This is a genomic window from Mycobacterium sp. 1245499.0 (genome assembly GCF_001673615.1).
Lineage (GTDB): Bacteria > Actinomycetota > Actinomycetes > Mycobacteriales > Mycobacteriaceae > Mycobacterium > Mycobacterium europaeum_A.
Genome location: NZ_LZMG01000072.1, coordinates 1 through 5953 on the forward strand (window position 1 = coordinate 1; position 5953 = coordinate 5953).

General features: G+C 68.8%; 5 protein-coding genes and 1 pseudogene. 3 read left to right on the plus strand and 3 right to left on the minus strand.

Annotated elements, in window-relative coordinates; all coding sequences use genetic code 11:
* A pseudogene (locus A5646_RS03560) lies at window positions 1-443 on the plus strand (amidophosphoribosyltransferase); the annotation flags it as partial.
* 70 nt (window positions 444-513) lie between these two features.
* Window positions 514-1608, plus strand: coding sequence for a phosphoribosylformylglycinamidine cyclo-ligase (gene purM, locus A5646_RS03565; protein ID WP_066880648.1), 1095 nt, complete (start codon window positions 514-516; stop codon window positions 1606-1608).
* Between the two features lie 67 nt (window positions 1609-1675).
* On the opposite strand, the gene A5646_RS03570 is transcribed toward purM, so the two are convergent.
* Both A5646_RS03570 and A5646_RS03575 read right to left on the minus strand, forming a co-directional pair.
* Complete coding sequence (locus tag A5646_RS03570; protein WP_066865508.1) at window positions 1676-1861, minus strand: DUF3073 domain-containing protein; 186 nt, start codon at window positions 1859-1861, stop codon at window positions 1676-1678.
* A gap of 146 nt (window positions 1862-2007) precedes the next feature.
* A complete protein-coding gene (locus A5646_RS03575) occupies window positions 2008-3102 on the minus strand; it encodes a folate-binding protein YgfZ (RefSeq protein WP_067019906.1) in 1095 nt (364 codons plus the stop codon).
* A 173-nt stretch (window positions 3103-3275) separates the two neighbouring features.
* On the opposite strand from A5646_RS03575, the gene A5646_RS03580 reads away from it, so the two are divergent.
* Window positions 3276-4145 (plus strand): aminodeoxychorismate lyase, encoded by an 870-nt coding sequence (locus A5646_RS03580; protein WP_082984618.1) that lies wholly within the window; start codon window positions 3276-3278, stop codon window positions 4143-4145.
* Window positions 4146-4386: 241 nt separating this feature from the next.
* Here the strand turns inward: A5646_RS03580 and A5646_RS03585 are convergent.
* Window positions 4387-5953: sensor domain-containing protein (locus A5646_RS03585; RefSeq protein ID WP_231998229.1), on the minus strand; the 1567-nt coding region annotated here is incomplete at its 5' end.

Below are 5953 nucleotides of genomic sequence, written 5' to 3' on the forward strand. Positions count from 1 at the left end.
GACTCATCGTCGTCGACGACTCGATCGTGCGCGGCAACACCCAGCGTGCCCTGTTGCGGATGCTGCGCGAGGCCGGCGCCGTCGAAGTGCACGTGCGGATCGCCTCACCGCCGGTCAAATGGCCCTGCTTCTACGGCATCGACTTCCCGTCACCGGCGGAGCTGATCGCCAACGCGGTCGAGGACAAGAAGGAGATGCTCGAGGCGGTGCGGCATGCCATCGGCGCCGACTCGCTGGGCTACATCTCGCTGCGCGGCCTGGTGGCGGCCTCCGAGCAGCCGGCCTCGCGGCTGTGCACCGCCTGCTTCGACGGCCAGTACCCGATCGAACTGCCCGGGGAAACGGCGTTGGGCAAGAACGTCATCGAGCACATGCTCGCCAACGCCGCCCGCGGCGCCGGGCTCGAGGAACTCGCGCCCGACGAAGTGCCGGTCGTGCACTGAGGAACTCGGTTGCGCTCCTTCACCGACGTTTGATACCGGCCGTCGGTGCCGCCCGGTAGCCTTTATCGCGATGACGGATCCCGGAAAGAGTCCAGGACGCCACCAAGGCAGTCAGGGCATCACCTACGCGTCGGCCGGGGTGGACATTGAAGCCGGCGACCGCGCCGTCGAATTGTTCAAGCCGCTGGCGACGAAAGCCACGCGACCCGAGGTCCGGGGCGGCTTGGGCGGATTCGCCGGCCTGTTCGCTCTACGTGGCGATTATCGCGAGCCGCTGCTGGCGGCCTCCACCGACGGCGTCGGCACCAAGCTGGCGGTGGCCCAGGCGATGGACAAGCACGACACCGTCGGGCTGGACCTGGTGGCCATGGTGGTCGACGACCTTGTGGTGTGCGGCGCCGAGCCGCTGTTCCTGCAGGATTACATCGCGGTGGGCCGGACGGTGCCGGAACGGTTGAGCGCCATCGTCAGTGGCATCGCCGAGGGATGTGTGCGGGCCGGCTGCGCGCTGCTGGGCGGCGAGACGGCCGAACACCCCGGCCTGATGGAACCGGACCACTACGACATCTCGGCCACCGGCATCGGTGTCGTCGAGGCCGACGACGTGCTGGGGCCCGACCGGGTCAAACCGGGCGACGTCATCATCGCGATGGGTTCGTCGGGTCTGCATTCCAACGGATATTCGTTGGCGCGCACCGTGTTGCTCGAGATCGACCGGATGAACCTCGAGGGATATGTGGAGGAGTTCGGCCGGACGCTGGGTGAAGAGCTGCTCGAACCCACCCGCATCTATGCCAAGGACTGCCTGGCGCTCGCGGCCGAAACCCACGTGCGCACCTTCTGCCACGTCACCGGCGGTGGGCTGGCCGGCAACCTGCAACGCGTCATCCCGCACGGCCTGGTCGCCGAGATGGATCGCGGGACCTGGACGCCCGCCCCTGTCTTCGCCATGATCGCCCAGCGCGGGCGGGTGACCCGCGAGGAGATGGAAAAGACGTTCAACATGGGCGTCGGCATGATCGCCATCGTGGCCCCCGAGGACACCGACCGGGCCCTGGCCATCCTGACCGCCCGGCACCTGGACTGCTGGGTGCTGGGCACCGTGGGCAAAGGCGGAAAAGAAGGCCCACGGGCCAAGATGGTCGGTCTGCACCCGAGGTTTTAGAAAGCTTGTGCTCCGGCAGAACTAACGCGGCGCCGGTGCACTACGCATCGGCGCCGGGGCGTTGGTCTTAGCGACGCCAGCTGTCCTGGTCGTCCCAGGATTCGTCGGATCCGTCGCTGTCCAGGTCACTGGAGTCGTCCGAACCCGATCCGGACAGCTCTTGCTGAAGCCGCTGGAAGTCGGTCTGTGGAGAACTGTATTTGAGTTCTCGAGCAACCTTGGTCTGCTTTGCCTTAGCCCGGCCGCGGCCCATGGGGGAACCCCCTCGCGCAATAACGGAGCGGCCTAACGAGTAGGCGGCTCCGATCTCCTGGTGTCGTATTGTCCTGCCAACAGTTTACCGTGCCCCGCCACCGGGCGTTGGCGCCCCCTACTTGCTGTGGCGGACGTTACCGTTCATTATCCCGCACCGCCCCGCAACCGTTCAACAGCTAGCCGCCCCGCGCCGATTTGTTCGGTTGCGGGCAGCGAATCGGCGTCGATCACCGCGGCGACCGAGGCGTCCGGTCCGGTCGCCAATTCCGTCTCGGCGGGCAGCCCGCGCTTGAGCAGCGCCAGCGCTATCGGACCGAGATCCACGTGGTCGACCACCGTGCCGAGACGGCCGACGGTGCGGCCGCCGGCCAGCACCGGGTCACCGGTCGACGGCCGGTCGACCGAGCCGTCGAGGTGCAGCAGCACCAGCATCCGCGGCGGCCTGCCCAGGTTGTGCACCCGCGCGACCGTCTCCTGCCCGCGGTAACACCCCTTGTCCAGGTGGACGGCCCCCACACCGGGGCCCCCGATCCACCCCACCTCGTGCGGAATCGTGCGCTCATCGGTGTCGACGCCGAGGCGGGGGCGCAGGGCCGCGACCCGGTGGGCTTCGTAGGCCCACACCCCGCCCGGTCGCACTCCGGCCTGCGTCAGGCGCTTTCGCCACTCGTCCGCCGCGGCGCGCGGCACCAGCAGGTCCAGCTCCAGCCGGCCGGCCGGGGTGCCCGGCATCCGGCGCAGGAAGCCGTCGCCGGTGGGAACTGCCGTCAGCTCGGCGGGCAGCGCATCCACCCCGAGCGCGTCGAGAATCGCTTGGTCAGCCAGTTTCGGGCCGAGCAGCGACAACACGGCCAGCTCGGCGCCGGCCGGGGTGACCTCGGACCAGAACACCATCTTGCGCAGGTATGCCAGCAACGGCTCGGCCCGCCACGGCTCGGTGTCCAGGTAGGTGGTGCCGCCGAGCTCGGTCTGGATCCAGTGGTCCTCGACGCGGCCCTGGCCGTCGAGGCTGAGGTTCTGCGTGCTGGCACCCTCGGGGAGGTCGCTGACGAATTGCGTCGAAATGCTGTGCAACCAGGTTTGCCGGTCCTTGCCGGTCAAGGTGAGCACGCCGCGGTGCGAGCGGTCCACCACTATCGCGTCGGTGTCGGCCGCGCGCTGCTCGCCCAGCGGATCGCCGTAATGCCAGACGGCACCGGGGTCGGGTCCGGTTTCGGGTGCGGGGACGGGGTGGGTCACGAGTCAACTCTACGGACCGCCGCACGTCCCCAACGAGTGTGAAACTGGCTTCACACTCGGAGCCGAATGTGCGGCTAGCTCCACGTTCGCGAGGTCCCACGTGGACGCGGTCGCGACGCGGGCCCCCTTGGCCGCATTGGATAGGCTTTTCGACCATGGCGGGCCAGACGGGTGTGATCGTCACGCTGGACGGCGAAATACGTTCGCCCGACGCGCCGCTGCTGCACGCCGACGACCTGGCGGCGGTCCGCGGTGACGGTGTGTTCGAGACGCTGTTGGTCCGCGACGGCAGGGCCTGCCTGATCGAGCCGCATCTACAGCGGCTGACCCAGTCCGCCGCGTTGACCGATCTGCCCGCACCCGATCTGCCGCGGTGGCGAAGCGCGGTCGAGGCGGCCACCCGGCAGTGGTGCGCGGACAACGCCGAAGAGGGCGCGATGCGGTTGATCTACAGCCGGGGCCGCGAGGGCGGGTCGGCGCCGACGGCCTACGTCATGGTCAACGCCGTCCCCGACCGCGTGACGGCGGTCCGGCGGGGCGGGCTGGCGGCGATCACGCTCGATCGCGGGCTGCCCGCCATCGGCGTCGACGCGATGCCGTGGCTGCTGGCCGGCGCCAAGACCCTGTCCTACGCGGTGAATATGGCGGCCCTGCGCCATGCCGCCCGTCAGGGCGCCGGTGACGTGATCTTCGTCAGCACCGACGGTTACATCCTGGAAGGCCCTCGCTCGACTGTGGTGATCGCCACGGCCCCCGAGACGCCGGAGGATCATCCGTGCCTACTGACTCCGCCGCCGTGGTATCCGATCCTGCGCGGCACCACCCAGCAGGCGCTGTTCGAGGTGGCCAGGGACAAGGGCTATGACTGCGACTACCGGGCGCTGCGCGTCGCGGATATGGTTGCCGCCCAGGGCGTTTGGTTGATCTCCAGCATGACCTTGGCCGCCCGTGTGCACACGCTCGACGGCCGCGCGCTGCCGCCGGCGCCGATGGCCGCGGAATTCGCCGAACTGATCGACGCCGCCATCGTCAGCGATCGCTGAGCGCTGAATTCTGTTGTCGGCTGGCCGATCCGCGGGTACGGTCGGCCGTACACAAGGAAGGAGGTGGTCCGCGAAATTGATAGCTTCATGGACATGTGAGGTGGCTGCGCGCTAGCAGCACCTGCTCGGAAGAGCTGGCGTCACGCGTGCGCTAGCGAATTCCCCGCAGTCACCCGGCCCCCGAGCTTCCGGTTTGTCCAACCTGGAATACGGCTCGGGGGCCGATCCATGTCCGGGGCGGTTACTGGTTCACCTTCGCGGCGATCTCCCCGGCGAGCTTGCCGGCCTGACCGGTGCCGGCATCCGGGCCGCACACCAGCAGGTCGACGACGACGCTGGACGCCGCGTGCAACGCGTGGTGGCAGACCCGGGTCCCGTCCGCTTCCGTTCTCTGCTGATAGACCTTGGGCGGGGCGCCGGTGACCTCACCGAACGCCCAGCCCGACGACTTGCCGTTGAAGCTCATGGTGATCGACTGACCCGCGCAGGCCCGCCACTTCTCGGCCGTCGCCGCCACGAACGCCGCGGCCTTCTCGGGCGACGAGAACGCCGCAACCGCTTCGTACACCCGATGCGGCGGGTTCTCGCCGGCGGTGTGTACGGCCTGCCCACTCACCGCGGTGTAGCCGTCGGCTCCCTGATAGACCGAGCTCTCGATGGGCTCCCAGGCGTTTTTGCAGTTCGGGTTGGACAGCGTCGCCCTCAGGTTGCGAAGCTGCCCGGCCTTCTCGGAGACCACCAGGTTCTGGTCGCCGATGATGGCGCCGACCTCGGCGGGGCCGAGCAGATAGGAGTCCAGCTTCGCGCCGTTCGCGGCCGTCGGGCCCGAACCGGCTGCCGCCGCTGATCCGGCGTCCGTGGCCGAGTTGGGGCCGGCCTTGGGTGCCTTGGTTTTGCCGCCCTGCGTTGCCAACACGACGACGATCGCGATCGCGGCGATCACCGCGACGGCGGCACCGCCGATGATCAGCAGCCGCTTGTTCGACCCGGTGCCCGCCGCGGGCGGGACGGGGGCCTTGGCCGACGGCCCGGCGGAGGGCGCGGGCCCGGCCGGCGCTTTCGCTGCGGTCGCCGCCGCCTGCTCCGTGGCGCCGGTTGCCGGTGCGTCCGCCGCGTTGTTCTTGGCCTCGATTTCGGCCAGTACGTTGTCGATTTCGGTGCGGGTGCGGTAGGTGACATCGTGGCGCAGGCGCAGCATGCGCAGCAGCTGGCCGATGTCACCGCGGGCGCTGGGGTCGTCACCGTCCTCGTCGAGCCCGGACCGCAGTTCGATCAGCAGTTGCGTTTGTTGCTGCGGGCTGAGCTCCTTTTCGGCGAGGATATTGCCCAGCCGCGTGATGTACCCGAACGGCACCGGTGGCTCTTCGGGCAGCGGATCCGGCAACGGCACCGGCTTGCTCTGCAGGGCGTGCACCGCGGTGACCAGTTGGATGCCGGCGTCGACGGTCGGCTCGCGGTAGTCGATGATCTGCAATGCCGCAAGGGGATTCACGCGCATGCTGTCGACGTCGCCGATGCGCACGGGAAGGATCGGCCGGTTCAGGGCCCTCGCGTAGCGCAACTCGGCCTGACTGGGCTTGGACTGCAGCCAGTTGTTCGACAGCGCGACGATGAACACGTCGCACGAGCGGATCTGCTCCAAGATCTTGTTCCACCAGGAATCCCCGCCGCCGAGCTCCTGGTCGAACCACACCTGCTGCTGTCCGCGCCGCAGCGCGGTGGTCAGGGCGTCGACCGTCGACCTGTCTTGGCTCGAGTAGCTGATGAACAGCGGCATCGAAGTCTCCTTGGGTGAGGCGGAGCGAACT